This is a genomic window from Streptomyces sp. NPDC057253 (genome assembly GCF_042669125.1).
Classification (GTDB): Bacteria; Actinomycetota; Actinomycetes; order Streptomycetales; family Streptomycetaceae; genus Streptomyces.
The window spans coordinates 84,509-110,310 of record NZ_JBHUXV010000023.1; the positions used below are offsets into that span (position 1 = coordinate 84,509).

Here is a 25,802-nt window from a genome sequence, read left to right on the forward strand (position 1 = left end):
GGCCGGTGGGTCAGAGTCTGCGAGTTGCCAGGGTCAGCCGGTCCCGGGCGTCGAACAGGGCGTCCTTCACCAGCTGTTCGTGGGCCGGGGTCAGGCGGGCGACCGGCACCGAGCAGCTGATCGCGTCCCGCGCGGGCGTGCGGTAGGGGATCGCCACGCCGAAGCAGCGCAGCCCCAGGGTGTTCTCCTCGCGGTCGACCGAGAAGCCCTGCTCGCGGATCTGGTGCAGTTCCTCGATCAGCTTCTCGCGGTCGGTGATGGTGTGCTCGGTCAGCGCGGGCAGGGTCTCCGGCAGCATCTTGCGGACCTGCTCGTCGGAGTAGGTGCTCAGCAGCGCCTTGCCGAGGGAGGTGGAGTGCGCCGGCAGACGCCGGCCGACCCTCGTGAAGGGGCGCAGGTAGTGCTGGGACTGCCGGGTGGCGAGGTACACCACGTTCGTGCCGTCCAGGCGGGCCAGGTGAATGGTCTCGGTGGTGTCGTCGGAGAGCCGGTCCAGGGTGGGCCGGGCCGCCGCGACCACCTCGTCGCCGTCGATGTAGGAGGTGCCGACGAGCAGCGCCCGCACCCCGATGCCGTACCGCGTGCCCGTCGCGTCCGTCTCCACCCAGCCCAGCTCCACCAGCGTGCGCAGCAGCATGTAGAGGCTGGACTTGGGGTAACCGACGGCCTCCTGGACGGCCGCCAGGGAGTGCATGCCGGGGCGCCCGGCGAAGTACTCGAGCAGTTCAACCGTCCGTACCGCGGACTTGACCTGTGCCCCGCCGCCCGTCTCGCCTGCCGACATCGCCCTTGACCCCTTCGTTGGACGAGAACCAGAGTTATAGTCTCCGACAGTACGTTCACCATCAGAGACAGCGTTCAGTATATCGAACGAACCTGGTGAATGACCCAGATACACGTGGAGGGACCTGCGGTGGCAGCAGCACCAGTCTGGAGTGTCGACCCCCGAACCGGGAAGCAGCGCGAACAGGTTGCGGTGGAGGCCACAGCCCAGGAGGTGGACGCCACCGTCCGCGCCGCGTACGACGCGCGCGCCTCCCTCGCCGACCGCACCGTCCGCGCCGCCTTCCTGCGCACCGCCGCCGACCTGCTCCAGGACTCCAAGGACCACCTCGTCGAGGCCGCCGACGCCGAGACCGCGCTCGGCCCGGTCCGGCTCACCGGTGAACTCGCCCGCACCAGCTACCAGCTGCGGGCCTTCGCCGACATCGTCGACGAGGGCGAGTTCCTCGGTGTGGTGATCAACCACCCCGACGACACCGCGACCCCGCCGATCCCGGACCTGCGCCGCTACAAGGTCCCGCTGGGCGTCGTGGCCGTCTACTCCGCCTCGAACTTCCCCTTCGCCTTCTCGGTGGCCGGCGGCGACACCGCCAGCGCCCTCGCGGCCGGCAACCCGGTCGTCGTCAAGGCCCACCCCGACCACCCGGCCCTGTCCGAGCTGGTCGCGTCCGTGCTGCGCCGGGCCGCCGCCCGGCACGACATCCCCGCGGGCGTCCTCGGCCTCGTCCACGGCTTCGAGGCGGGCATCGAGCTGATCAAGCACCCGCTGATCGCCGCCGCGGGCTTCACCGGCTCCGTGAAGGGCGGCCGCGCCCTGTTCGACGCGGCGGCCGCGCGTCCGGTGCCGATCCCGTTCCACGGCGAGCTGGGCTCGCTGAACCCCGTCGTGATCACCGAGGAGGCGGCCGCCGAGCGCGCGGAGGCCATCGGTGCCGGGCTCGCCGGCTCCATGACCCTCGGCGTCGGCCAGTTCTGCGTGAAGCCGGGCCTGGTCCTGGTGCCGTCCGGCGCGGCGGGCGACGGCCTGGTGAAGTCTCTGACCGACGCCGTCAGCGACACCGACGCGGGCGTCCTCCTCGACCACCGCATGCGGGACAACTTCGTCGCCGGGGTCGCCGAGCGCGTGCGGCTTCCCGAGGTCGAGTCGCCCGTGACGCCCGGAGCGGGCGGCGAGCACACGGTCAGCCCCGGCTTCCTCACGGTGCCGGCGGAGAAGCTGACCGAGGAGGGGGCGTACGACCTGCTCCTGGAGGAGTGCTTCGGCCCGGTGACCGTGGTGGTCCGCTACGACGACGACGCCCAGGCGCGCACCGTGCTGTCCCGGCTGCCCGGCAACCTCACGGCCACGGTCCACCTGTCCGACGCGGAGGCGGCGGGCCAGGGCCGCGGCGCGGAGATCCTGGCGGAGCTGACCCCGCTGGCCGGCCGGGTCCTCGTGAACGGCTGGCCGACCGGTGTCGCGGTGGCCCCCGCCCAGCACCACGGCGGCCCCTACCCGGCGACCACCTCCACGTCGACGTCGGTGGGCGGCACGGCGATCGAGCGCTGGCTGCGGCCGGTGGCGTACCAGAACGCGCCGGAGGCCCTGCTGCCGCCCGAGCTGAGGGACGACAACCCGCTGGGTCTGCCCCGCCGTTTCAACAACACTCTCGAGCGCTAGGACCCGAGGGTCACCCGCGGAGAGGGAACTGGAAAACTCTGAGGATGGACGTCGAACTCCCCCAACTCCCCTTCCCTCTCCGCACCTACGGCCCCGACGGACACTGGGCGTACGAGGACGGCATACTCTCCGGCTGGGCCGGCCCCCGGCAGGACCGCTTCGTGCCGCCCACCGGGGAGTCCCTCGACCCCGCCGCCGACGCGCCCCGGCTGCTCGGCGCGCCCGAGGGGGACTTCCAGCTGATAGCCCGCGTCACCGTGGGCTTCAACGGATCCTTCGACGCGGGGGTGCTGTACGTCCATGTCGGCGAGCGGGCCTGGGCCAAGCTCTGCCTGGAGAACTCCCCGGACGTGCCCACCGTCTGCACGGTCGTCACCCGCGGCCACTCCGACGACTGCAACTCCTTCACCGTGGACGGCAGTTCCGTCTGGCTCCGGATCAGTCGCACCGGCCGCGCCTTCGCCTTCCACGCCTCCCGCGACGGCAAGCACTGGATCTTCGTCCGCCTGTTCACCCTGGGTGACGAGAAGGAGACCGGCGCGGCCCTGGTCGGCTTCATGGCCCAGTCGCCGATGGGGGAGGGGTGTGTGGTGACGTACGACCACCTCGAGTACCGCCCGGACTGGCCGGCCGACCTCCGTGACGGAAGTTGATCTCACCCGGGAATGAGACCCGCTGCTTGAATGTTCACCCACTGAGCGGAGGGAGTCTCCGTATCCGTCCGACCTGGAGAGAGCCGTAGACATGCGCGTCGAGATCTGGAGCGACATCGCCTGCCCCTGGTGCTACGTGGGCAAGGCCCGCTTCGAGAAGGCGCTGGAGGCCTTCCCGCACCGTGACGGGGTCGAGGTGGTGCACCGGTCGTTCGAGCTGGACCCCGGGCGGGCCAAGGGCGACGTGCAGCCCGTGCTCGCCATGCTCAGCAAGAAGTACGGCATGAGCCAGGCCCAGGCCCAGGCCGGCGAGGACAACCTGGGGGCCCAGGCCGCCGCCGAGGGCCTCGACTACCGCACCCGTGACCGCGACCACGGCAACACCTTCGACCTGCACCGCCTCCTGCACCTCGCCAAGGAGCAGGGCAAGCAGGACGAGCTCGTCCAGATCTTCTACCGGGCCAACTTCGCCGAGGAGCGGTCCCTGTTCAGCGAGGGCGACGAGCGGCTCGTGGAGCTCGCCGTCGAGGCCGGTCTCGACGCCGGCGAGGTCCGCAAGGTCCTCGCCGACCCCACCGCCTACGCCGACGAGGTCCGCGCCGACGAGCGCGAGGCCGCCGAGCTCGGCGCGAACGGCGTCCCCTTCTTCGTCCTGGACCGCAAGTACGGCGTCTCCGGCGCCCAGCCCGCCGAGGTCTTCACCCAGGCACTCACCCAGGCCTGGGGCGAGCGCTCCCCTCTCCAGCTGATCGACCAGGGCGCCCCGGACGCGGAGGCCTGCGGCCCCGACGGGTGCGCCGTACCGCAGCACTGACAAAGGCGCAGGTCGGCGCGGACGTATAAGCGTTCCTTAGCGGAACCACGTAAAGAATCGCAATGGACCGACAGGTCTCCCGGCCCCACAGTGGACCCATGGAGACCTTCGAGAGCCTCGTCCGCGCCGAGTTCGCCCCGAAGAACACCTTCCTCAACACCGCGAGCAGCGGTCTGCTCCCGGCCCGTACCGTGACCGCCCTCCAGGAGGCCGCGCTGATCCGCGCCGAGGGCCGGCCCCTGGACCCGCTGTTCCAGGACGTCGAGGCGTCCCGCGCCGCCTTCGCCCGGCTCGCCGGTGTCCCGGTGACCCGGGTCGCGGCCGGCCCGTCCGTGTCCACCTGCTCCGGTCTGGTCGCCGCCTCGCTGCCGCCGGGCGCCGAGGTCCTCACCGCCGAGGACGACTTCACCTCCGTCGTGAACCCCTTCCACACCCGCGGCGACCTCAAGGTGCGGATCGTGCCGCTGGAGCGGCTCGCCGAGTCCGTCCGCCCCGGCACCGCCCTCGTCGCGGTCAGCGCCGCCCAGTCCGCCGACGGCCGGATCGCCGACCTGCCCGCCCTGCGGGAGGCGGCGCGGGCCCACGGTGCCCGCACCTACGTCGACTTCTCGCAGGCCGCGGGCTGGCTCCCGGTGGACGCCGAGTCGTACGACTACACCGTCTCCACCACCTTCAAGTGGCTGCTCGGCCCGCACGGCGCCGCCTTCCTCGTGGTGCCGCCGGAGCCCGAGGGCTTCGGCGATCTCAAGCCCGTGCTCGCGGGCTGGGTCGCGGGGGAGGTGCCGTGGGACAGCTGCTACGGCCCGGTCGCCGAACTGGCCCACTCCGCCCGGCGGTTCGACGTCAGTCCGGCCCTGTTCACCTACGCGGGAACACGCCGTTCCCTCGAACTCCTGGAGGAGCTCGGTGTGGACGCCGTGCGCGCCCACGACCTCGCCCTCGCGGACCGCTTCCGCTCAGGGCTCGCGGATCTCGGCCACGCCCCGCTGCCCGCGCCCGGCTCGCCGATCGTGTCGGTGCCGGGACTCGGCCACCGGCAGCGCGAGTTGAGCGCCGCCGGCATCGAGGTCTCCGACCGCGCGGGCAATCTGCGCGCCTCCTTCCACCTCTACAACACCGCCGCCGATGTCGACCGGCTCCTCGCGGCCCTGACCCCCTGAAGCCCCGGGCGACCGAACGTCTGTCTTCCAGAACCGCTGGCGCCGGGCCGCCCGGGACGCTAGGAAAGGCACCAAGGGGTGGTGGTGCCGTGGAGTCCACGGACGGGACGACGTCCGTACAGCGATCCGCCGACGCGGAGCTGCACCGGCGACTGGTGTACGGCGACGAGTCGGCGCTGGCCGAGGCGTACGGGGTGTACAGCGGGCTGGTGCGGGCCGTCGCGGTGCGCGTGACCCGCAGCGGGGCCGCGGCCGAGGACGTGGCGCAGGAGGTCTTCGCGCACCTGTGGAGCAGGCCGTACGCCTTCGACGCGGGCCGGGGCAGCCTGCGCACCTGGCTGTCGCTGCTCGCCCACCGGCGGGCCGTCGACTGGGTGCGCAGCGAGGCCCGGCACCGCAAGGACGCCCTAGCCGACGACCTCGCGCTGCACGCCATCCCGGACGCCTCGCCGGGCCCCGCCGAGGCGGTCGTCGACCGGGAGCGCTCCCTGCGGCTGCACACCGCCCTCGCCGAACTCCCGCAGCCGCAGCGGGAGGTGGTGCACCTCGCCTACTTCGCCGGCCGCACCTACCGACAGGCCGCGGTCGAACTCGGCATCCCCGAGGGCACCGCGAAGACCCGGCTGCGGACCGCGCTGCGCACCTTGGCGGAGACTTTGGCCGACCCACCGGATCCGGCCCTGGAGAGAGGCGCATGATGGCAGCACACGCATGAGGGCTCCACACGCATGACGCCGCCCGTGGCGGGGCGGCGACAGGGGAACACAGGGAAAGGGGGCATCCGGTGACCGATCACGACGACGTACGAGACCTGCTGGCCGCCTGGGCCTTCGGCGCCCTGGAACCGGCCGAGGAACAGACGGTCCGACCACACCTGGCGGCCTGCGAGAGCTGCGCGACAGAGGCGGCACGCCTGCGCGCGACCGTACGTCTGCTGGACGCCCCACCACTGGAACCGGCGGAGGCTGCGGGCAACGGCGTCGTGGTGTCCCCCCTCGACGCCCTCCTCACCCGCGCCCGGGGCACCCGTTCCGCGGCGGCGTCCGTGGCCCGGCACGCCGCTCCCTACGCGGCCGCCGTCGCCGGGCTCGGGGCGTTGCTGCCCGAGTTGGCGGGGCGCTGGTCCACGCCCGTGGTGCACGACTGGGACGTGCACGCGACCGTCGCCCATCTCCTCGCCGCGGACGAGCACTTGGCCCTGCGGCTCGGTGTCGGGGCCAGGGTGCCGGGGGCGCGGATCGACGAGGACGCGGAGTGGGGGGCCGCCTGGGAGCGGCGGACCGCCGAGGTGATCGCCCACGAGTACGGCCGTACGCCCGAGGAGACCGTGGCCGCCTGGTCCGCGCAGGCGTCCGACCTGCTCGCCACCCCCTACGCCCGGGACCCCGAACTCGCCGCCGGGACCTCGCTGTCGATGGGCGTCAGGCTGCCGGTCACCGAGCACTTCCTGGTGCGCGGCTTCGAGGCGTGGATCCACACCGACGACCTCGGCCGCGCCCTGGGGATCGCCGTCCCGCCGCCGCCCGAGGAGCACCTGTGGCAGCTGGTGCGGCTGGCCGTGCGGATTCTCGGGGGCGCCCTCGGGGCCGACGCGCCGCCGGTGCTGTTCGCGGTCGAGGGCGGCGAGGAGTGGGTCCTGGGCTCGCAGAGCGACCCGGTGACCGCCGAACTCACCCTGGATCCCGTGGACTTCTGCCTGCTGGTAGGCGGGCGGTACACCCCGGACGCGGTGCCCCGGAACGCGACAGGCGACGCGGCCGCCGTACGGAACGTACTGGAGCGGACCGCGTCGCTGTCGTGGCTGTGACGTCACTTCACCGGCGTGAAGTCCCTCGCGCCGATGAACTCCGGCCGCCGGATCGGAGCCGCGAACGGCTCCACGGCCTGGTTCTCCACGCTGTTGAACACGATGAACACGTTGCTGCGCGGGAACGGCGTGATGTTGTCGCCGGAGCCGTGCATGCAGTTGCAGTCGAACCAGGTCGCCGAACCGGCCTTGCCCGTGAACAGCTTGATGCCGTACTCGGAGGCCATCGCGGTCAGCGCCTCGTCCGAGGGCGTGCCCGCGTCCTGCATCTGGAGGGACTGCTTGTAGTTGTCCTTCGGCGTGGCCCCCGCGCACCCGAGGAAGGTGCGGTGCGACCCCGGCATGATCATGAGCCCGCCGTTGGTGTCGTAGTTCTCGGTCAGCGCGATCGAGACGGACACCGTGCGCATGTTCGGCAGGCCGTCCTCGGCGTGCCAGGTCTCGAAGTCGGAGTGCCAGTAGAAGCCGCTCGCCCCGAAACCGGGCTTGACGTTGATCCGCGACTGGTGGACGTAGACGTCCGAGCCGAGGATCTGCCGGGCCCGGCCGACGACCCGCTCGTCGCGCACCAGGTTCGCGAAGACCTCGCTGATCTTGTGCACCTCGAAGACCGAGCGGATCTCCTTGGACTTCGGCTCGACGATCGAGCGCTCGTCCGCGCGGATCGCCGGGTCCGTGACGAGCCGCTCCAACTCACGCTGGTAAACCGGGACTTCGTCGGGTCCGATGATCTGGTCGACGGCGAGGAAGCCGTCGCGCTCGAACGACTCCAGCTCGGCCGTGGCGATCGGTCCCGGCGCACCGGGGGCCGACCAGACGACCGGGTCCTTGCGGGGCGTCGACACCTCGGTGGTGCCGCGGCTCGGGTACAGGTCCGTGATGGTGGTGCCCATGGTCAGCCCTCCTCCGTCAGCAGGGGATAGACGCCGTTCTCGTCGTGGTCCTCCCGTCCGGTCACGGGCGGGTTGAAGACACAGATGCAGCGGAAGTCCTCCTTGATCCGCATCGTGTGCCGCTCGTGCCCGTCGAGGAGGTACATGGTCCCGGGCGTGATCGTGTACTTCCGCCCGGTCTCGTCGTCGGTGAGTTCGGCCTCGCCCTCGACGCACACGACGGCCTCGATGTGGTTCGCGTACCACATCGACGTCTCCGTGCCCGCGTAGAGAATCGTCTCGTGCACGGAGAAGCCGACCCGCTCCTTGGCGAGGACGATGCGTTTGCTCTCCCACGTCCCGGACGCGGCCTTCACATGCCGGTCGGTGCCTTCGATGTCCTTGAACGAACGGACGATCACGGTGTTGCGATGCCTCCTAGATCAGACGGTCTCTCGTACGGCGCGGGCGAGGATGCTCAGCCCCTCGTCCAGTTCCGCCGGGGTGATCGTGAGCGCCGGAAGCAGCTTCACGACCTCGCTCTCGGGGCCCGACGTCTCGATGAGCAGCCCGAGTTCGAAGGCCCGGTGCGCCACCTTGCCGGCGCGCTCCTTGTCGTGGAACTCCAGGCCCCACACCAGCCCGCGGCCGCGGTACTCCTTGATGTCGGCCAGGTTCTCCTCCGTGATGGAGATGAGCCCCTGCTCGACCTGCTCACCGCGCTGGCGGGTCTGCTTCTCCATCGCGGAACCGTCCGCCCAGTACTGCTCCAGGGTGGCGGTGGCCGTGACGAAGGCCGGGTTGTTGCCGCGGAAGGTGCCGTTGTGCTCGCCCGGCTCCCAGATGTCCAGCTCGGGCTTGAACAGGCACAGGGACATGGGGAGGCCGTAGCCGCTGATGGACTTGGAGACGGTGACGATGTCGGGGGTGATGCCCGCCTCCTCGAAGGAGAAGAAGGCGCCCGTCCGTCCGCAGCCCATCTGGATGTCGTCGACGATGAGCAGCATGTCCTGCCGCTCGCACAGGTCGGCGAGCGCCTTGAGCCACTCCTTGCGGGCCACGTTGATGCCGCCCTCGCCCTGCACGGTCTCCACGATCACGGCGGCGGGCTTGTTGAGCCCGGAGCCCTGGTCCTCCAGGAGCCGCTCGAACCACAGGAAGTCCTCGACAGTGCCGTCGAAGTAGTTGTCGAACGGCATGGGGGTGCCGTGGACGAGCGGGATCCCGGCGCCGGCCCGCTTGAAGGCGTTGCCGGTGACGGCCAGCGACCCGAGTGACATCCCGTGGAAGGCGTTGGTGAACGACACGATCGCCTCGCGGCCCTTCACCTTCCGCGCCAGCTTCAGCGCGGACTCCACGGCGTTCGTCCCCGTCGGGCCCGGGAACATGACCTTGTACGGCAGGTCGCGCGGGCGCAGCACCAGGTCCTGGAAGGTCTGGAGGAAGGCGCGCTTGGCGGTGGTCGACATGTCGAGCCCGTGCGTGACGCCGTCCCGCTCCAGGTAGTCGATCAACGCGCGTTTCAGGACCGGGTTGTTGTGGCCGTAGTTGAGCGAGCCGGCGCCGGCGAAGAAGTCCAGGTACGCGTGGCCGTCCTCGTCGTACATACGGCTGCCCTGCGCGCGGTCGAAGACGGTGGGCCAGCCGCGGCAGTAGCTGCGCACCTCGGACTCGAGGGTCTCGAAGACGCTGAGGTCGGGCTGGGTGATGGTCACGACGAATCGCTCCTCGGGTGCGTGGGGGAGGGACGTGCGGGGTGGTCGGTCTGCGTTCGGTGGTCCGGCCGCTGTCAGGGGGCGAGGGGGCCGATGCGGTAGAGGACCTCGGGGTCGTGCGGCCCGTCGGGGAACAGGCTCGTGTCGAACAGCACCTCGCGCTCCAGGGCGGCGCCACGGCGTTCGGCGAACGAGGTGAACAGCCGTTCGGAGGCGGTGTTGCCCGGGGTGATGGTGGTCTCGACGGTGGTCAGCCCGCGCTCGGCGGTGAGCCGGGCGGTGAGGCCGTCCAGCAGGGCGGCGGCGAGACCGCGGCCGCGGTACGCGGAGTCCACCGCCACCTGCCAGACCAGCAGGGTGCCGGGCCGATCCGGGCGGACGTACCCGGTGACGAAGCCGACCGGCTCCCCGCTGTCGTTCCGTGCGACGGCCGAGGTGGCGGCGAAGTCGCGGCACCACAGCAGATAGCTGTACGACGAGTTCAGGTCGAGGACCTCGGAGTCGCGGGCGATCCGCCACAGCGCGGCTCCGTCCGCGACCGTCGGTCGGTCGATTTGCAGGTCTGCTTGTGCGGCAGTCATGCGAATTGAATTTACCCAGCGAAATTCGAAATCGCATCGCCGGGTGGGGTTACGGACGGCCGCCCCATGTGTTATCACGCGTGCGCGCACCACCGCGCGAGAGATGCCCGATATAAACCATTACGCCCCGCAAATAAGGGGGCAAATTGATCAAGATGTGTAACGCGTCACAGCCGTGTAACCCCCACGAGATCTCCCCGAATTCAGCCCCCGGGTGTTCGCATAATCTTTGCGTTTAGCCCAAGAAAAACCGGGCAGAAGAATACGGGAAGCTACGCTCGGATAAACTCGTGAATTACCCTGAAGATTACCCACCTAAAGGGGCGCGGGGAACTGCGCAATCGCGAAGCCCTCAGCGCCAAGCCTCTTCCGCGGCGCGCAGCGCACGCTCCACGTCCACCGCCGCACCCGTCTCCGCCAGTGCCGCCCCCACCGCCGTCAGACAGGCCCGTACGGCCTCCCGCGTCGCGTCCACCCCGTAGTGGTTGACCCGGATCATCTCCGCGGCCAGCGCACCCCCGCCCGCGGCCAGCGGCAGCGCGGGGTCGAGGGAGAGCGCCCGGGACACCAGGTCCGAGGCCACGACGCCCGTCGGCGTACGCAGCGTCGTGGCGACCGGGGCCGCCGCCCGGTCCTCGTGGACGTACGGTTCGAGGCCCCCGCCCAGAGCCCGTACCCCCGCCCGCGTCGCCGCCGCCGCACCCCGGTGCCGGGCCATCACGGTCTCCAGTCCGTCCGCCTCGATCCGCTCGACGCACGCCTCCAGCGCCAGCATCTCCAACTGCGCCGGCGCGTGCAGCAGCACCCGACGGCCGCCGTCGATCCAGCGCTCCTTCCAGTCAAGGAGAGACAGGTAGGAGCGCCTCGGCGCCCCCGGGTTCGCGGCCATCCGCTCCCACGCCCGCGGGCTCACCGACACCGCCGACACCCCCGCCGGCCCGCCCATCGCCTTCTGCGCCCCGATCACGCACAGGTCCACACCCCACGCGTCCGGCAGCACCGGCTCCGCGCCCACGGAGGCGACCGCGTCCAGGTAGAACAGGGCACCCCGCCGCCGTACGACCTCTCCGATCTCCGCGACCGGGTTCGTGTTGCCGGTCGCCGCCTCCGCGTGCACCAGCGACACGAAGTCGATCTCCGGGTGCTCCTCGAACGCCGCGGCGATCTCCTCGGCCGTCACCGCCGTGCGGAACGGCACCGCCAGGTCGATCACCCTCGCCCCGCAGTCCCGCAGCCAGTTCCCGAAGGTCTGCCCGTACGGACCGGTGATGACGTTCAGCGCGGTCGTCCCCGGACCGGCGGTCCCCCGGATCGCCCCCTCCAGCGGCAGCAGCGCCTCGCCCTGCATGATCACGACGTCCTGCCGGGTGTCCAGCAGACGCGCCACCCGGTCCTCGATCTCGGCGAAGCGGGCTGCGCTCAGCGGGGCCAGGTCCAGGAGCGGGTGTGTCACGGCGGTGCCTTTTTCTCGGATGGGGTAGAGGTGACGAGAGTAACCGGCGCCCCAACCCGACCGGCGACCACATCGTCCGCCCCACCGGAGGTCCTCGTGCACACCGTCCCCGGCCGCAGAGCCCACACCACGGCCCGTCTCCTGGCCGCCACCACCGCCACGGCCGGACTGCTGCTCCTGACCGCCTGTACCTCCACCGACGACGGCGGCAGCGGCTCCAAGACCGCCGCCGGCGGGGTCGAACTGGTCAAGGCCGGACAGCTCACCACCTGCACCCACCTGCCCTACCCGCCCTTCCAGTCGGAGATCGACGGCAAGGTCCAGGGCTTCGACGTCTCGCTGATCGACCTGGTAGCCAAGGACCTCGGCGTGAAGCAGGAGATCCTCGACACCCCCTTCGAGAACTTCAAGACCGGCGCCTTCCTCAACTCCGGCGAGTGCGACCTGGCCGCCGCCGGCATGACCATCACCGAGGAACGCAAGAAGAACGTCGACTTCTCCGACCCCTACTTCGACGCCACGCAGGCCCTCCTGGTCGACAAGGGCAGCGGGATCACCTCGCTGGCCGACGCCAAGGCCAAGAAGATCAAGCTCGGCGCCCAGGCGCAGACCACCGGCGAGGACTACGCCAAGAGCCAGGGCTTCGACCCGGTCTCCTTCGAGTCCTCCGACGCCGTCCTGAGCGGCCTGCGCTCCGGCCAGGTCAAGGCCGTCGTCATCGACTACCCGGTCGTCCAGGGCTGGCTGAAGAACAAGGCCAACGCCGACGCCTTCCAGGTGGCCGACAACATCAACACCGGTGAGCAGTACGGCTTCACGGTGAAGAAGGGCAACACCAAGCTGCTCGCCGCCATCAACAAGGCGATCGCGGACGCCAAGGCCGACGGCACGTACAAGAAGCTCTACGAGAAGTGGATCGGTCCCTACGACGAGTCCGCGGCGTCCCCGTCCGCCTCATGACCGCCGCCGACACGCCGGTCCAGCCCCGCAGGAAGGGCCTGACCCGGCGTCAGAAGCGCAGCGTCTCGCGCGGAATCCAGTACGTCCTCTTCGTGGCCGTCGTGATCGCCTTCGCGGTCTCGGCGGACTGGGGACGGCTGAAGAACCAGTTCGCGCAAGGGGACATCGCCCGGCAGATGTTCCCGGACGTCATCACCCTGGCGCTGAAGAACACCGTGCTCTACACGCTGTCCGGCTTCGCCGTCGGACTCGTGCTCGGCATGGTCATCGCGCTGATGCGGCTGTCGTCGGTCGGCCCCTACCGCTGGTTCGCCGGTGTCTACATCGAGATCTTCCGCGGCCTGCCCGCCCTGCTGATCTTCATCTTCATCGGCGTCGCCGTACCGCTCGCGTTCCCCGGCACGGAGATCGTCGGCGGCACCTACGGCAAGGTCGCCCTCGCCCTCGGCCTGGTCGCGGCCGCCTACATGGCGGAGACGATCCGCGCGGGCATCCAGGCCGTCCCCAAGGGCCAGATGGAGGCGGCCCGTTCACTCGGCTTCTCCCCGGCCCGCGCGATGATCTCGATCATCATCCCGCAGGCGTTCCGGATCATCCTCCCGCCGCTCACCAACGAGTTGGTCCTGCTCTTCAAGGACTCCTCGCTGGTGCTGTTCCTCGGTGTCACCCTGGAGGAGCGCGAACTGTCCAAGTACGGCCGCGACCTGGCCAGTACGACCGCCAACTCCACGCCGATCCTCGTCGCCGGCCTGTGCTACCTGCTGGTGACGATCCCGCTCGGATTCGTGGTCCGCCGTATGGAGGCGAAGGCCCAGGAGGCCGTGAGATGAGCCCTGACGCGAGCCGCCCGGAGATCGAAGTACGGGGCCTGTACAAGTCGTTCGGCGCCAACGAGGTCCTCAAGGGCATCGACCTGGAGATCGGCCAGGGCGAGGTCGTCTGTGTGATCGGCCCCTCGGGGTCGGGCAAGTCCACGCTGCTCAGGTGCGTGAACCTGCTGGAGGAGCCGACGAAGGGCCAGGTCTTCGTCGGCGGCACCGAACTCACCGATCCCGACGTCGACATCGACGCCGCACGCCGCCGTATCGGCATGGTCTTCCAGCAGTTCAACCTCTTCCCGCACCTCACGGTGACCGAGAACCTCACGCTGCCGCAGCGCCGGGTCCTGAGGCGGGACAAGGCGAAGGCGGCGAAGGTGGCCGCCGAGAACCTGGAGCGGGTCGGCCTCGCCGAGAAGGCCGACGCCTACCCCGCCTCCCTCTCCGGCGGCCAGCAGCAACGGGTCGCCATCGCACGGTCGTTGTCCATGGGCCCCGAGGTGATGCTCTTCGACGAGCCGACCTCGGCCCTCGACCCGGAACTGGTCGGCGACGTCCTCGCGGTCATGCGGATGCTCGCCCAGGAGGGCATGACGATGATGGTCGTCACCCATGAGATGACCTTCGCCCGCGAGGTCGCCGACCGGGTCGTCTTCATGGACGACGGGGTGATCGTCGAGGACGGCACCCCGGCCCGGGTCATCGGCAGCCCGTCGCACGAGCGCACGCGTCACTTCCTGTCCCGCTTGCTGGACCCGGCCATGGCCGACGTGGAGGAGGAGACCTCGGACCAGGTGGGCGAAGACGGCTGAAGCGGGGACATACGTTCCTCTGTCGGCAAGGGGGTGCGGACCTGCATCATTCGGGACATGACGACTCTCCATGACATGGGCGGCACCGCACTGCCCCCGCTGCCGGAGGACTGGGAGCGATGTCTGGCCGTGGCCGCGCATCCCGACGACATCGAGTACGGGACGGCGTCCGCGGTGTTCCGCTGGACCACCCAGGGCAAGCGGGTCACCTACCTGCTGGTCACCCGCGGCGAGGCCGGCATCGACGGGCTGCACCCGGACGAGGCGGGCCCGCTCAGGGAGGCCGAGGAGCGGGCCGGGGCACGGGAAGTGGGCGTGGACACCGTCGAGTTCCTCGACCACCGCGACGGGATGATCGAGGAGGGCCCGGCCCTGCGCCGCGACATCGTGCGGGCGATCCGCAGGCACCGGCCCGAGGTGGTGGTGACCGGGGCGTACACCGTGCGGATGGTGGCCGGGGTGGTCAACCAGGCCGACCACCGCGTGGTGGGCCTGGCCGCGCTGGACGCGGCCCGCGACGCGGGCAACCGGTGGATCTTCCCCGAACTCGCCGCGGAGGGCCTCGAACCCTGGGGCGGGGTGCGCTTCGTGGCCGTCGCCGGCACCGACCGCCCCACCCACGGCGTCGACGTCACCGGCGAACCCCTGGAGCGCGGCATCGCCTCCCTGGCCGCGCACGCCGAGTACACCAAGGGCCTCGGCGCGGGAGCCTTCGAACCACGCCCCTTTCTGACCTGGGCGGCCCGCCGGGGCGGCCCCGCCCTGGGCGTCGAGGCGGCGGTCCTCTTCGACGTGCACCAGCTCGCCTTCGACGGCCCACCGCCCTGGGAGACCCGGCCTCCGGCTGACTAGGGTGCGGTCCATGAACGATCACACGGTGCTGCACGTGAAGGGCCGGATCCTGGTCGGCCCCGAGGAGGTCCGGGACGAGCTGTGGGTGGTCGACGGGCGGATCTCCTACGACCGTCCCGTCGCCGCCCGTGACGTCCGCACGGTGTCGGGCTGGGCGCTGCCCGGCCTCGTCGACGCCCACTGCCATGTGGGCCTCGGCCCGCACGGCCCGGTCGACCAGGACGTGGCCGAGAAGCAGGCCCTGGCCGACCGGGAGGCCGGCACCCTGCTGATCCGCGACGCCGGTTCGCCCTCCGACACCCGCTGGGTCGACGACCGCGAGGACCTCCCGAAGATCATCAGGGCGGGCCGGCACATCGCCCGCACCCGCCGCTACATCAGGAACTTCGCCTGGGAGATCGAGCCCGAGGAGCTCGTCGCGTACGTCGCCCAGGAGGCCCGGCGCGGCGACGGCTGGGTGAAGCTGGTCGGCGACTGGATCGACCGCGAGGTGGGCGACCTGGCCCCCAGCTGGCCGCGCGAGGCGGTCGAGCCGGCCATCGCGGAGGCCCACCGCCTCGGCGCCCGCGTCACCGCGCACTGCTTCGCCGAGAACTCCCTGAAGGACCTGGTGGAGGCGGGCATCGACTGCGTCGAGCACGCGACGGGCCTCACCGAGGACCTGATCCCCCTCTTCGCCTCCCGAGGCGTCGCGATCGTCCCCACCCTGGTCAACATCGCGACCTTCCCCAAGCTGGCCGACGGCGGCGAGTCGAAGTTCCCCCGCTGGTCGGCCCATATGCGCCGGCTCCACGAACGCCGCTACGACACCGTCCGGAGCGCCTACGACGCCGGCATCCCGGTCTTCGTCGGCACCGACGCCGGCGGCACGCTCCCGCACGGCCTGGTCGCGGCGGAGGTCGCGGAACTGGTCACGGCCGGGATCCCCGCGCCGGACGCCCTGGCCGCGACCACCTGGAGCGCCCGCGCCTGGCTCGGCCGCCCCGGCCTCACCGAGGGCGCACCGGCGGACCTGGTGGTGTACGGACAGGACCCCCGCGCCGACGTACGCGTGCTGGCGGACCCGGCGCGGATCGTGCTGAACGGCCGGGTGGTGGGGTAGCGCCCAGGACGGTGAAGGCGTGATCGAAAGCGTGCACGGATGCGCCACGATCGTGTGAACTCCGGTGGGAACGCTGTCGAACGACGGGCGGTGCGACATCCTTTCGAGGTCCCGAGCCAGTTCTCTCTGGGGGTCCCACCACCTTGAACAGCACCAACTTCCGCATGCCCGCACGCCGTCTCGCCACCGTGGCGGCGGCCACCGCCCTGGCCGCCGGTCCCGCGGCGCTGGGGGGCGCGAGCGCCGCGCACGCGACCGGCGAGCAGGGGCGGGCGAGCGCCGTCGTCCTGCGTACCGGGCTGGACGTCTCCCTGCTCGACAAGACCGTGAACGTCCCGCTCGCGGTCGCCCTGAACGAGGTCCAGGCACCCCGGAGCGCCCAGGAGACCGCCCTCACCGCCACGTTGGACGGAGTGGACGGCGGCCGGCCGTTCAGCGTGCTCGCCGCCGAGACCGCCGACGCGAAGGCCACGGTCACCGACCAGAAGGCCGAGGCCACCACCGAGCTCGCCCACGCGAAGGTGCACGTCCCCGGTCTGCCGCTGCTGTCCCTCGTCGAGATCGAGGGCGTCACCTCCAAGGCGACCTGCGAGGCCGGAAGGACCCCGACCGCCTCCACGAACGTCCTCGGTGCGGTGACGGTGCTCGGCAAGAAGGTCACGGTGACCGCGGGCGGTCCGACCGACGTCAAGGTCCCGGGCGTCGGCGAGGTCCGCCTCGACCTGTCCACGAGCGCGACCACGTCGCACGCGGCCGCCGCCACGGCACTCCAACTCCGCGTCTGGGTCAACCCGTTGAAGCTGGGCGTAGCCGAGGTGGAGGGCACCCTCACCCTCGCGAAGGCCACGTGCGAGGCCCCGGCGGCAGCCGCGGCATCGGAGGCACCCGCCGGGTCGGCGGCTTCCCCGGACGAGGTCAAGCCCCAGGGCGGCCCCGTCAAGGAGGCAGGCCTGGCCCAGACCGGCGGCGACTCCCTGACCCCGTACCTGGCGGGCGGCGCGGTCGCCCTGCTGGTGGCAGGCGGGGGAGCGGTGGCCGTGGCCCGGCGCCGGGGCTGACCACGAAGGGTGCCGGGCGGTACCGGCAGGCTCCTGAGGCCCCTGCCCTCAGCAGCCGGTGAGCTCCTGAGACCCCCGCCCTCAGCCCTTGCTCAGCGTCACCGCCTGGTCCAGCGCCTGTAGGAACCGGTTCACCGTCGCCCGGTCCCGCACCGCGAGCCGCAGCCACTCCTCGCCGAGCCCCGGGAACGTGTCTCCGCGCCGCACCGCGAAACCCAGATCGCGCAGATGCCGTCGTACGGCCACCGCCCCGGGCAGTCGTACGAGGACGAAGGGGCCCGCCGCCGGCTCGGTCACCCGGAGCCCGTCCGGGGCGAACTCCCTTAGCCCGGCGACGAGATGGGCCCGGTCGGTGGCGACGCGGTGGGCCGCGTGGGCGGCCTCCGCCAGGGCCCGCGGCTCCATGCAGGCCCGGGCAGCGGCGAGGGCCGGGGTGGAGACCGGCCACAGGGGCTGGGCCCGCTCCAGGGCGGCGACGGTCTCCGGGTCGGCGAGGACGTAACCGATCCGGAGACCGGCCAGACCCCAGGTCTTCGTCAGGCTGCGCAGGACGACCAGACCGGGCACGTCCGTCCGCCCGGCCAGCGCCTCGCGCTCACCCGGCACCGCGTCCAGGAACGCCTCGTCCACCACCAACGTCCGCCCAGGACGCGCCAGTTCGGCGATCGTGGCGGCCGGGTGCAGGACCGACGTGGGATTGGTCGGGTTGCCCACGACCACCAGGTCGGCGTCCTCGGGGACGGCCGCCGGATCGAGCCGGAAGCCGTCCTCCTCCCGCAGCAGCACCCGCTCGACCGCGTGCCCGGCGTCCCGCAGCGCCGCCTCCGGCTCGGTGAACTGCGGGTGCACCACGACCGCGTGACGGATCGTCAGGCCGCGGGCGAGCAGCACGAACGCCTCGGCGGCCCCCGCGGTCAGCAGCACCCGCTCCACCGGCACCTCGTGCCGGGCCGCCACCGCCGCCCGCGCCTCACGCCCGTCGGGATACGCGGCCAGCCCGGCCAGCGCCCCGGCGATGCGCTCCCGCAGCCACGCCGGGGGAGTGTCCGCACGGACGTTCACGGCGAGGTCCGTGAGCCGGGCCCCGTCGTCACGGACCTCGGCGTCGCCGTGGTGCCGCAGGTCGGGCCCCCCGGTCCGGTCAGTGCGCATGGGTGTGCGCGCCGTGGTGGTGTCCGTGGTGGTGATGGTGGCCGTCGTCGTCCGGGTGGAAGTGCGGCTGCTGCGGCATACCCACCTTGTCCTCGAACCCGGGCAGCGCGATGCGGTACACGCACGTGTCGCAGTTCATCCGGAGGTCGCCCTTGACGGCCTCCTCGTACCGCTCCAGCACCAGGTCGAGCAGCTCCGGCTCCGGACCGATCACCTCCGCCGAGCGCACCTCGACCTCCGGGTGCGCGGCCGCCCACCCCTCGGTCTGCTGCTTCACTCGGTCCGGCAGGATCCCGGTGAACAGGAAGTAGGGGAGCACCACGATCCGCTTCGCGCCCAGCGCCGCACACCGGTCGAGCCCGCTCGGCACGTCCGGCGCGGCCAGCGACACGAACGCCGTCTCCACGCCCGCGTATCCGCGCCCCTCCCACAGCAGCCGGGCCGCCTTGTACACCTCGGCGTTGGCGTCGGGATCCGTGGAGCCGCGGCCGACGAGCAGCACGGTCACCTCCGCCCGGTCGCCGGGCGCGCGGCCCCCGGGGGCGCCCAGCGCGTCGTCGAGGCGGCGCTCCAGCACGTTCAGCAGCGCCGGGTGCGGGCCCAGCGGACGGCCGTAGGTGTACGAGATCCCGGGGTGCCGCTCCTTCTCGCGGGCCAGCGCGGCGGGGATGTCCCCCTTGGCGTGTCCGGCGGACACCAGCATCAGCGGTACCGCGGCGAACCGGCGGACCCCGCGCTCCACCAGCTCGCCCACCGCCTCGGTGAGCGGCGGCGGGGACAGCTCGATGAAGCCGCCCGCGACGGGCAGATCGGGACGGCGGTCCCCCAGCTGCCGGACGAAGTCGCGGAACGCCTCGGCCCCGGCGTCGTCCCGGGTGCCATGACCGGCGATGAGCAGGGCGGGCGGCGGGGTGGTCACGATGTCTCCTCAGAGGGGTGGGTGGGGTGGTACAGCAGGGCGTTGAGCGCGGCCGAGGCGACCGCCGAACCGCCCTTCTCGGACACGTTGCTCACGGCGGGCAGCCCGCTCGCGCGCAGCGCGGCCTTGGACTCGACCGCGCCGACGAAGCCGACGGGCAGCCCGATGACGAGCGCCGGGGCCGCGTCCAGGGTCAGCAACTCCTCCAGCGCGGTGGGGGCGTTGCCGATCACCCAGATCGCCCCCGGGCCGACCTGCTCGTGGGCCAGCCGGATGGCGTGGGCCGAACGGGTCAGCCCCGGGCCGGACTTGGCGTCCTTCAGACGGCAGACGGTCTCCCGGCGGGTGATCCCGGCCGCGACCATCTCCACGTCCGTGACGACGGGCGCGCCGGCGTGCAGCGCGGCATGCGCCTTCTCCAACTCGCCCTCGTCCATGACGAGATCGGTGGCGTACTCCAGATCCGCGGCGGAGTGGATGACCCGCTCCACCACCGCCCGGGTCAGCGGCGGGAAGTGCGAGGTGTCCAGACGGGCGCGCAGCCGCCGGTAGGACTCCACCTCGATCGGGTGGACGACACGGTTCACTTGGTGCCCTCCTGCCAGCGGTAGCCGCGTGGGGTCACCATGCGCCCCGCGATGTCACGGGTCGCCGTGTTGCCCACGGTCACGACCGTCATCATGTCGACCGTCGCCGGGTCGAGCGCGGCCAGGGTCGTCAGCCGCGCGGACTCGTCCGGCCGCGACGCGTTCCGTACGACACCGACCGGCGTGGCCGGCTCCCGGTGCCCGGCGATGATCGCCAGCGCCTTTGGCAGCTGCCAGTCCCGGCCCCGGGAGCGGGGGTTGTAGAAGGTGACCACGATGTCCGCCTCGGCCGCCGCCCGCACCCGCCGCTCGATGACCTCCCAGGGGGTGTGCAGGTCGGACAGGCTGATGGACACGTGGTCGTGGCCCAGCGGGGCCCCCAGGATCGCGGCCGCCGCGAGCGCCGCGGTCACCCCCGGGACGCCGATCACGTCGATGTCGTCGGAGGCCTCGGCGAGCGCGGGCGAGGCCATCGCGTACACCCCCGCGTCCCCGCTGCCGATGAGCGCGACCGCCTGACCCTTGCGGGCCTCCTCGACAGCCGTGCGCGCCCGCTCCTCCTCGGCGCCGAGCCCCGACTCCAGGACCCGGGTGCCGGGCCGCAGCAGATCGCGGATCTGGTCGACGTACTGGTCGAGCCCCACCAGCACGGCAGCGCGCCGGAGTTCCGCCTTCGCGCGGGGCGTCAGCAGGTCCCGGGCGCCGGGACCGAGCCCGACGACCGCGAGCCGCCCGCGCGCGGGACGCCGTACGACCGCACAGGTCGCCATGGCGGGCGCCCCGTCCGCGCGGACGGACTTCCGCTTGGGGACGAGGAGTTCACCGCCCCCCACGAGCGCCGAGGCCTCCGCTACCGAGGGAGTGCCCACGGCGGCGAGGGGCGCCTCGGACGGGTTCGGGACCTCGACGGCCGCCAACTCCTCGGCGGAGTGGGTGACCAGAGGCACCCCGAGCCGTTCGGCCGCCGCCACGATCCCCGGCTCCTCGGCCTTGGCGTCCACGGTGGCGAGTGCGGCGACACTACGGGCGGACAGCCCGGCCTCGCGCAACGCGCCCTCGATCAGCTCCAGCACCTCCTCGGCGGGCGCGCCCTTGGAGGCGCCGACGCCGACCACGAGGGTGGGCGGACGCAGCACGACCTCCCGCTCGGAGGGCTCGACGAGCCGGTCCGTGACGCGGATGCCGTACGCGCCCTCCCCGGTGACCGGCAGGGGAGGCAGCGGCCAGCCCGACTCGTTGTGCAGGGCGACCGGGTCGCCGTCCAGGAGAGCCCGCGACACTGCCGCCACCGCGCCCTCCACGGGCAGTCCGAGGGTGTCCAGCCCCGGCACCCCCACCGCGTCGGTCGCCGTCGTCACCACGGGCTCGGCACCCAGCAACCCACCGACCTCGCGGGCGAGTTCATTGGCACCGCCGCCATGTCCGCCGACCAGGGACACGGCGAACCGGCCGCCCTCGTCGACACACACCACACCCGGGTCGGACACCTTGTCGCCGAGCAGCGGCGCGATCAGCCGGACGACCGCTCCCGTCGCCAGGAAACACACCAGCTGCTCGCACTCCGCGAACGCCCGGCGCACGGCGTCCCCCACGGGTCCGTCGTACCCGCGCGTGCGGTCCGGCCAGGCCGCGGCCAGCCGGTCGCACGCCGCCGCCCCCGCCGCGGTGGCGGAAATAAGGCCGATCACTGAGCAACTCCCTCTCGATACGCGGGGTTTCTGACGCCCCACAGCAGGAAAACCGGATTGGTCGCGGCGAGCCGGGTCACGTCACCCGGCAGCGGCGCGAGCCGGGACGACTGCAACAGGACACCCTCGCAGTCGAACCCGGTGTCGGTGAGGGCCGCGCGCACGGCCGGCACCCGGTCGAGCGCGGCCATGGCGACGACGACACTGCGCCGAGCCCGCCGCGCGCACACGGCGACGATCCCGGGCAGTTCGCGCCCGCCACCGCCGATGAACACGGCGTCGGGGTCGTCGAGTTCGGCGAGCGCGTCCGGCGCCGACCCGTGGACGACCTGTACGTCGACCCCGTGCGCGGCCGCGTTGGCCCGGATGCGCTCGACTCCGTCGGCGGCCTTCTCGACGGCGACGACGGCGGCCCCCAGCCGCGCACACTCCACAGCCACGGACCCGGACCCGGCCCCGACGTCCCAGACGAGCTCACCGAGCCGGGGCCCCAGCCGGGCCAGCGCGAGCGCCCGCACCTCGAACTTGGTGATCATGGAGTCACGGTGAGCGAACTCACCTTCTTCCAGGGCCCATTGAGAGGGGGCTGGGGGAGGCCCGGCGACGGTGCGCACACCGCCGAGAGCCCGAGACTCGTCGAGACAGAGAACGACACTCACACCGGAACCCCAGTCCCGAGCGGCAGCTTCAGCAGGGCTGACCCGTTCGACCCGTTCATCGCCGGTACCAAGGTCGGAGGCGACCACGAGAACGCGCTTCAGGGGCGCGGGGAACTGCGCGACCAGCCCCAACGGCGCCGCACCCGCCCGATCACCCAACGCGGCACCCAGCTCCGCAGGCCCGGCCCCCGGCCCCGTAAGCACCGCCACCTTCCCCCGCGCCCGGCACACATTCACCGCCGTCCGCATATCCCGCCCATGCGCACTGACCACCACCGCGTCATCCCAGGGCACCCCCACCCGAGCGAACGCCGCGGCCACGGAGGACACCCCCGGCCGCACATCCAACGCACCGGAACCGAACCGCTCCGCCAGCACCCGCACGATCCCGAAGAACCCGGGATCACCGGAAGCCAGCACGACGACCCGGCTCCCCTTGTCGAAATGCCGTTCGATGACGTCCAACGCCGGTGCCAGCGGCCCGAGAACGACCCGCTCGGCCTCCGCGGGAATCGCCGCCGCGTCCAGATGCCGCCGCCCGCCCACGACCAGCCCGGCCCCGGCGAGCGCCTCCGCGGGCGCCGCCGACACCCCCGTACCCACGATCGTGATCACGTGCCGGCACCCTTCGCCGCCCGCAACGCCCGCCGCGCCTCCGGGTCGGCCTTGCGGTACCCGTGGAAGTGCCCGGGGTGGTAGAGGTGCGACCGCGTCCCCTCGGCGTCCAGCGCCGGGCCCACCAGGAACAGCGTGTGCTTCCAGAGCTTGTGCTCCTTGACCGTCTCCTCCAGCGTGCCGATCGTGCAGCGCACCATCAGCTCCTCCGGCCAGGTCGCCTGGTAGGCCACCACGACCGGGGTGGAGGTCGGATAGCCGCCCTCCAGCAGCTCCCGCACCAGCTGCCCGCTGCGCGCGGCGGACAGGAAGACGGCCATCGTGGTGCCGTGCTTGGCGAACTCCCGCACCTCCTCGCCGGGCGGCATCGGCGTCTTGCCGCCGCCGAGCCGGGTGAGCACGACGGACTGCGCGACCTCGGGGATGGTCAGCTCCCGCTGCGCGAGCGCGGCCACGGCCGAGAAGGCGGAGACCCCGGGCACGACCTCGGTCGCCACGCCGATCGCAGCGCACCGGTCGAGCTGCTCCTGCGTGCCGCCCCACAGGGCGGGGTCGCCGGAGTGGATGCGCGCCACCTTGAGCCCGGCCCCGTGGGCCCGCTCGTAGACCGCGACGACGTCCTCCAGCGACATGGTCGCCGAGTCGAGGATCTCCGCGTCCTCGCGGGCGTGTTCGAGGACCTCCGCCTGCACCAGGCTCGCGGCCCAGATCACGACGTCGGCCTCGGCGATGGCGCGCGCGGCACGGAACGTCAGCAGGTCGGCGGCGCCGGGGCCGGCACCGACGAAGGTCACCTTGCCGGTGGGGGCATCGGCCATGGAAATCGGTCCTCTCATCACAAAAGGTCGGGAAAGGTCTTACGGCTGCGGTCGGCGCGGTGGCCGGATGTGCGCGAACGGGGGTTGATCGGATACCAAGGCCCTATGGCGGTCTTCGTAGCGCTCGGCGCGTTCCTGATGACGCTGGCCGGCGGCTGGACGGCACAGCGGGTGACCGACCGCCGTCACCTGGTCCTGGGCCTGGCCGGCGGACTGATGCTCGGTGTGGTCGGCCTGGACCTGCTGCCGGAGGCGCTGCACGCGGCCGGCGACGAGGTCTTCGGCGTGCCCGCGGCCCTGCTGCTGTTCGTGGCCGGCTTCCTGCTGGCCCATCTGGTGGAACGTCTGCTGGCCGCCCGCCAGGCCGCGCACGGCGGCGACGAGCACGACGGCCGGGTCCCCGAGGTGGGGCTGACGGCCGCCGCCGCGATGGTCGGCCACAGCGCGATGGACGGCGTGGCGATCGGCGCCGCCTTCCAGGTGGGCGGCGGCATGGGCACGGCGGTCGCGCTGGCCGTCGTCGCCCACGACTTCGCGGACGGCTTCAACACGTACACGATCACGAGCCTGTACGGGAACGCCCGCCGCAAAGCCCTGATCATGCTGTTCGCGGACGCGGTGGCCCCGGTGCTGGGCGCGGCCTCCACCACCTTCGTGACCATCCCGGAGACCTTGCTCGGCTGCTATCTCGGCCTCTTCGGCGGCGCGCTCCTCTACCTCGCCGCGGCCGAGATCCTCCCGGAGGCCCACCACGAACACCCCGCCCGCTCGACCCTGCTGTGCACGGTCGCGGGGGTGGGCTTCATCTGGTTGGTGGTGGGCCTGGCGGGCTGACGCCGGGACTCTGAGGGGGATCACAATTTCCCACCCCGGGTGCCGTCGCGCCGGGCGGGCGCGATGAGCGTGGAGAGATACGGCAGGGGAGCCCCGTCGAGCTCGGCGGCCGACCGGATGGACTCGCCGTCCAGCCCCAGCGCCGATCCCCATACGGCGTCCTCGATCCGCCCGGTCTGCCGCAGCGCCTCGGCCACCTCGGCGGCCTGCCGCCCGAACTTGTAGGCGACGACGGTCCCCGGACCGTTGAGCGCGTCCTTCAGCACGGCGGCCCCCGCGGTGACCGGCACCAGCGTGAGCGGCTCGGTGCCCTCGGTCAGCACGGCACCCGAGCGGGCCGCGAGATCCTGCATGGCGGTGATGCCGGGCACGGTCTCGACGACCACGTCGGGGACCAGCTCGCCGATGGTGTGCGCGAGATAGGTGAAGGTGGAGTACACGTTGGGGTCGCCGATGGTGGCGAAGGCGACGCGGCCGTGGGCCCGCAGCAGCTCGGCGACCCGCTCTCCGGCGGCGTCCCAGGCGGCCTCGCGCCGGCCGTGGTCGCTGCGCTCGTTGAGGGCGAAGACGACCCGGAGGACCTTCTCCCGCGGCACGTAGTGCAGCACGGTGGCCTCGGCCCGCCCCCGCTCCCCGCCGTCTTTTCCATCAGATGCAGCCATGACGGGTACGACGACCACGTCGGCGGCGCGCAGGGCGTTGACCCCCTTGACGGTCACCAGCTCCGGATCCCCGGGCCCGACCCCGACCCCGATCAACCTGCTGCTGCTCATGACGTCCGGCACCTCTCCACGAACCGACGGGCGACACCGGGCTCCGAGGCCCAGTGCGTGTGCAGATAGCTCGCGTGCACACCGCGCTGTACGAATCCTTCGAGCCGCCGTTGAGGCGTGCGCACGCCCCAGGCGGCGACGTCCCCGGCGCCGGGCTCCACCACGGTCCGGTGGAACTCGTGCCCCCGCATCCGGGTCCCGGCCACGGCGAGCGAACTGTCACTGACGGCCACGGCGTCGCGGTACCCGAGCGTGAGCGCGTCCGTCATCCGCGCGTCGGCATCGAGGACCCCGGCCATGGGCTGCCCGTCCAGCTCCCGGCACAGATACAGCAGACCGGCACACTCGGCGGCGACGGGAGCGCCGGTCTCCGCGAGGGCGGAGACGGCTTTGCGGAGGGGTTCGTTGGCGGACAGCTCGGCGGCGTAGACCTCGGGGAAACCACCGCCGATGACCAACCCTGCGGTCCCGTCGGGCAGTTGCTCGTCCCGGAGGGGGTCGAAGACGACGACCTCGGCACCGGCGGCGGCGAGCAGCTCGGAGTGCTCGGCGTAGGAGAAGGTGAAGGCGGGTCCGCCGGCGACGGCGACGACGGGAGTTGGATCCAGCCCGTCCGGCGTTTGAGGACGAGGCCCTTCGGGCCGATGGGGGTCTGGG

General features: G+C 72.1%; 26 protein-coding genes and 1 pseudogene. 13 read left to right on the top strand and 14 right to left on the bottom strand.

The window, feature by feature from the left end; translation table 11 throughout:
* Positions 1-10: 10 nt before the first annotated feature.
* Positions 11-784 (bottom strand): IclR family transcriptional regulator, encoded by a 774-nt coding sequence (locus ACFULQ_RS15675; protein ID WP_164426520.1) that lies wholly within the window; start codon positions 782-784, stop codon positions 11-13.
* A 129-nt stretch (positions 785-913) separates the two neighbouring features.
* Here ACFULQ_RS15675 and ACFULQ_RS15680 point away from each other — a divergent pair, with 129 nt between their 5' ends.
* From ACFULQ_RS15680 to ACFULQ_RS15705, 6 genes are all read left to right on the top strand, one after another.
* Positions 914-2,443: an aldehyde dehydrogenase (NADP(+)) gene (locus tag ACFULQ_RS15680; RefSeq protein ID WP_383543516.1), complete on the top strand. Its 1,530-nt coding sequence runs from the start codon at positions 914-916 to the stop codon at positions 2,441-2,443.
* A gap of 44 nt (positions 2,444-2,487) precedes the next feature.
* Positions 2,488-3,096, top strand: a complete 609-nt coding sequence (locus ACFULQ_RS15685) for a DUF1349 domain-containing protein (RefSeq protein WP_383543519.1) — start codon at positions 2,488-2,490, stop codon at positions 3,094-3,096.
* Positions 3,097-3,187: 91 nt separating this feature from the next.
* Positions 3,188-3,910, top strand: coding sequence for a DsbA family oxidoreductase (locus tag ACFULQ_RS15690; RefSeq protein WP_383543522.1), 723 nt, complete (start codon positions 3,188-3,190; stop codon positions 3,908-3,910).
* 98 nt (positions 3,911-4,008) lie between these two features.
* Positions 4,009-5,070, top strand: coding sequence for an aminotransferase class V-fold PLP-dependent enzyme (locus tag ACFULQ_RS15695; RefSeq protein WP_383543525.1), 1,062 nt, complete (start codon positions 4,009-4,011; stop codon positions 5,068-5,070).
* Positions 5,071-5,159: 89 nt separating this feature from the next.
* Entirely contained in the window at positions 5,160-5,768 is a 609-nt protein-coding gene (locus ACFULQ_RS15700; protein WP_383543528.1) for an RNA polymerase sigma factor, read from the top strand.
* 86 nt (positions 5,769-5,854) lie between these two features.
* Entirely contained in the window at positions 5,855-6,877 is a 1,023-nt protein-coding gene (locus ACFULQ_RS15705) for a maleylpyruvate isomerase family mycothiol-dependent enzyme (RefSeq protein WP_383543531.1), read from the top strand.
* 2 nt (positions 6,878-6,879) lie between these two features.
* On the opposite strand, the gene thpD is transcribed toward ACFULQ_RS15705, so the two are convergent.
* From thpD to ACFULQ_RS15730, 5 genes are all read right to left on the bottom strand, one after another.
* Positions 6,880-7,770 carry an ectoine hydroxylase gene (gene thpD, locus ACFULQ_RS15710; RefSeq protein WP_383543534.1) on the bottom strand — a complete coding sequence of 297 codons (891 nt, stop codon included), beginning with the start codon at positions 7,768-7,770 and terminating at the stop codon, positions 6,880-6,882.
* A gap of 2 nt (positions 7,771-7,772) precedes the next feature.
* Positions 7,773-8,171 (bottom strand): ectoine synthase, encoded by a 399-nt coding sequence (locus ACFULQ_RS15715; RefSeq protein ID WP_360924349.1) that lies wholly within the window; start codon positions 8,169-8,171, stop codon positions 7,773-7,775.
* 21 nt (positions 8,172-8,192) lie between these two features.
* Positions 8,193-9,464 carry a diaminobutyrate--2-oxoglutarate transaminase gene (gene ectB / locus ACFULQ_RS15720; protein WP_383543537.1) on the bottom strand — a complete coding sequence of 424 codons (1,272 nt, stop codon included), beginning with the start codon at positions 9,462-9,464 and terminating at the stop codon, positions 8,193-8,195.
* 74 nt (positions 9,465-9,538) lie between these two features.
* Entirely contained in the window at positions 9,539-10,045 is a 507-nt protein-coding gene (ectA, locus tag ACFULQ_RS15725; protein ID WP_383543539.1) for a diaminobutyrate acetyltransferase, read from the bottom strand.
* A 352-nt stretch (positions 10,046-10,397) separates the two neighbouring features.
* A complete protein-coding gene (locus ACFULQ_RS15730) occupies positions 10,398-11,498 on the bottom strand; it encodes a pyridoxal-phosphate-dependent aminotransferase family protein (protein ID WP_383543542.1) in 1,101 nt (366 codons plus the stop codon).
* Positions 11,499-11,594: 96 nt separating this feature from the next.
* On the opposite strand from ACFULQ_RS15730, the gene ACFULQ_RS15735 reads away from it, so the two are divergent.
* The 6 genes from ACFULQ_RS15735 to ACFULQ_RS15760 all read left to right on the top strand — a co-directional run bounded on the left by ACFULQ_RS15735 (position 11,595) and on the right by ACFULQ_RS15760 (position 17,100).
* Positions 11,595-12,458: a transporter substrate-binding domain-containing protein gene (locus ACFULQ_RS15735; RefSeq protein ID WP_383543545.1), complete on the top strand. Its 864-nt coding sequence runs from the start codon at positions 11,595-11,597 to the stop codon at positions 12,456-12,458.
* On the top strand, positions 12,455-13,288 hold the full coding sequence (locus tag ACFULQ_RS15740) for an amino acid ABC transporter permease (protein ID WP_383543547.1): 834 nt from the start codon (positions 12,455-12,457) through the stop codon (positions 13,286-13,288). The genes ACFULQ_RS15735 and ACFULQ_RS15740 overlap by 4 nt, the downstream gene beginning before the upstream one ends.
* The gene (locus tag ACFULQ_RS15745; RefSeq protein ID WP_383543550.1) at positions 13,285-14,088 is read left to right on the top strand and encodes an amino acid ABC transporter ATP-binding protein; all 804 of its coding nucleotides are present in this window, start codon (positions 13,285-13,287) and stop codon (positions 14,086-14,088) included. Before ACFULQ_RS15740 ends, ACFULQ_RS15745 begins: the two co-directional genes overlap by 4 nt.
* Before the next feature lie 75 nt (positions 14,089-14,163).
* A complete protein-coding gene (locus tag ACFULQ_RS15750; RefSeq protein ID WP_383543586.1) occupies positions 14,164-14,940 on the top strand; it encodes a PIG-L deacetylase family protein in 777 nt (258 codons plus the stop codon).
* A 10-nt stretch (positions 14,941-14,950) separates the two neighbouring features.
* The gene (locus ACFULQ_RS15755) at positions 14,951-16,042 is read left to right on the top strand and encodes an amidohydrolase family protein (protein WP_383543553.1); all 1,092 of its coding nucleotides are present in this window, start codon (positions 14,951-14,953) and stop codon (positions 16,040-16,042) included.
* Positions 16,043-16,185: 143 nt separating this feature from the next.
* Complete coding sequence (locus tag ACFULQ_RS15760) at positions 16,186-17,100, top strand: SCO1860 family LAETG-anchored protein (RefSeq protein WP_383543556.1); 915 nt, start codon at positions 16,186-16,188, stop codon at positions 17,098-17,100.
* 81 nt (positions 17,101-17,181) lie between these two features.
* Here the strand turns inward: ACFULQ_RS15760 and cobC are convergent, their stop codons facing one another.
* From cobC to cobM, 6 genes are read right to left on the bottom strand one after another with little or no spacing between them, the layout of a single operon-like run.
* A complete protein-coding gene (gene cobC / locus ACFULQ_RS15765; protein ID WP_383543558.1) occupies positions 17,182-18,252 on the bottom strand; it encodes an Rv2231c family pyridoxal phosphate-dependent protein CobC in 1,071 nt (356 codons plus the stop codon).
* A complete protein-coding gene (locus tag ACFULQ_RS15770) occupies positions 18,242-19,171 on the bottom strand; it encodes a sirohydrochlorin chelatase (RefSeq protein ID WP_383543561.1) in 930 nt (309 codons plus the stop codon). Before ACFULQ_RS15770 ends, cobC begins: the two co-directional genes overlap by 11 nt.
* Positions 19,168-19,758: a precorrin-8X methylmutase gene (locus ACFULQ_RS15775; RefSeq protein ID WP_383543564.1), complete on the bottom strand. Its 591-nt coding sequence runs from the start codon at positions 19,756-19,758 to the stop codon at positions 19,168-19,170. Before ACFULQ_RS15775 ends, ACFULQ_RS15770 begins: the two co-directional genes overlap by 4 nt.
* Entirely contained in the window at positions 19,755-21,446 is a 1,692-nt protein-coding gene (gene cobJ, locus ACFULQ_RS15780) for a precorrin-3B C(17)-methyltransferase (protein ID WP_383543566.1), read from the bottom strand. The genes ACFULQ_RS15775 and cobJ overlap by 4 nt, the downstream gene beginning before the upstream one ends.
* Complete coding sequence (gene cbiE, locus ACFULQ_RS15785; protein WP_383543569.1) at positions 21,443-22,720, bottom strand: precorrin-6y C5,15-methyltransferase (decarboxylating) subunit CbiE; 1,278 nt, start codon at positions 22,718-22,720, stop codon at positions 21,443-21,445. Before cbiE ends, cobJ begins: the two co-directional genes overlap by 4 nt.
* A complete protein-coding gene (gene cobM, locus ACFULQ_RS15790) occupies positions 22,717-23,538 on the bottom strand; it encodes a precorrin-4 C(11)-methyltransferase (protein WP_383543572.1) in 822 nt (273 codons plus the stop codon). Before cobM ends, cbiE begins: the two co-directional genes overlap by 4 nt.
* 105 nt (positions 23,539-23,643) lie before the next feature.
* Between cobM and ACFULQ_RS15795 the strand changes: the two genes are divergently transcribed.
* Positions 23,644-24,372, top strand: coding sequence for a ZIP family metal transporter (locus ACFULQ_RS15795; RefSeq protein WP_383543574.1), 729 nt, complete (start codon positions 23,644-23,646; stop codon positions 24,370-24,372).
* A gap of 20 nt (positions 24,373-24,392) precedes the next feature.
* On the opposite strand, the gene cobI is transcribed toward ACFULQ_RS15795, so the two are convergent.
* Positions 24,393-25,145, bottom strand: coding sequence for a precorrin-2 C(20)-methyltransferase (gene cobI, locus ACFULQ_RS15800; RefSeq protein ID WP_383543577.1), 753 nt, complete (start codon positions 25,143-25,145; stop codon positions 24,393-24,395).
* A pseudogene (locus tag ACFULQ_RS15805) lies at positions 25,142-25,802 on the bottom strand (cobyrinic acid a,c-diamide synthase); the annotation flags it as partial. The pseudogene ACFULQ_RS15805 and the gene cobI, both read right to left, overlap by 4 nt.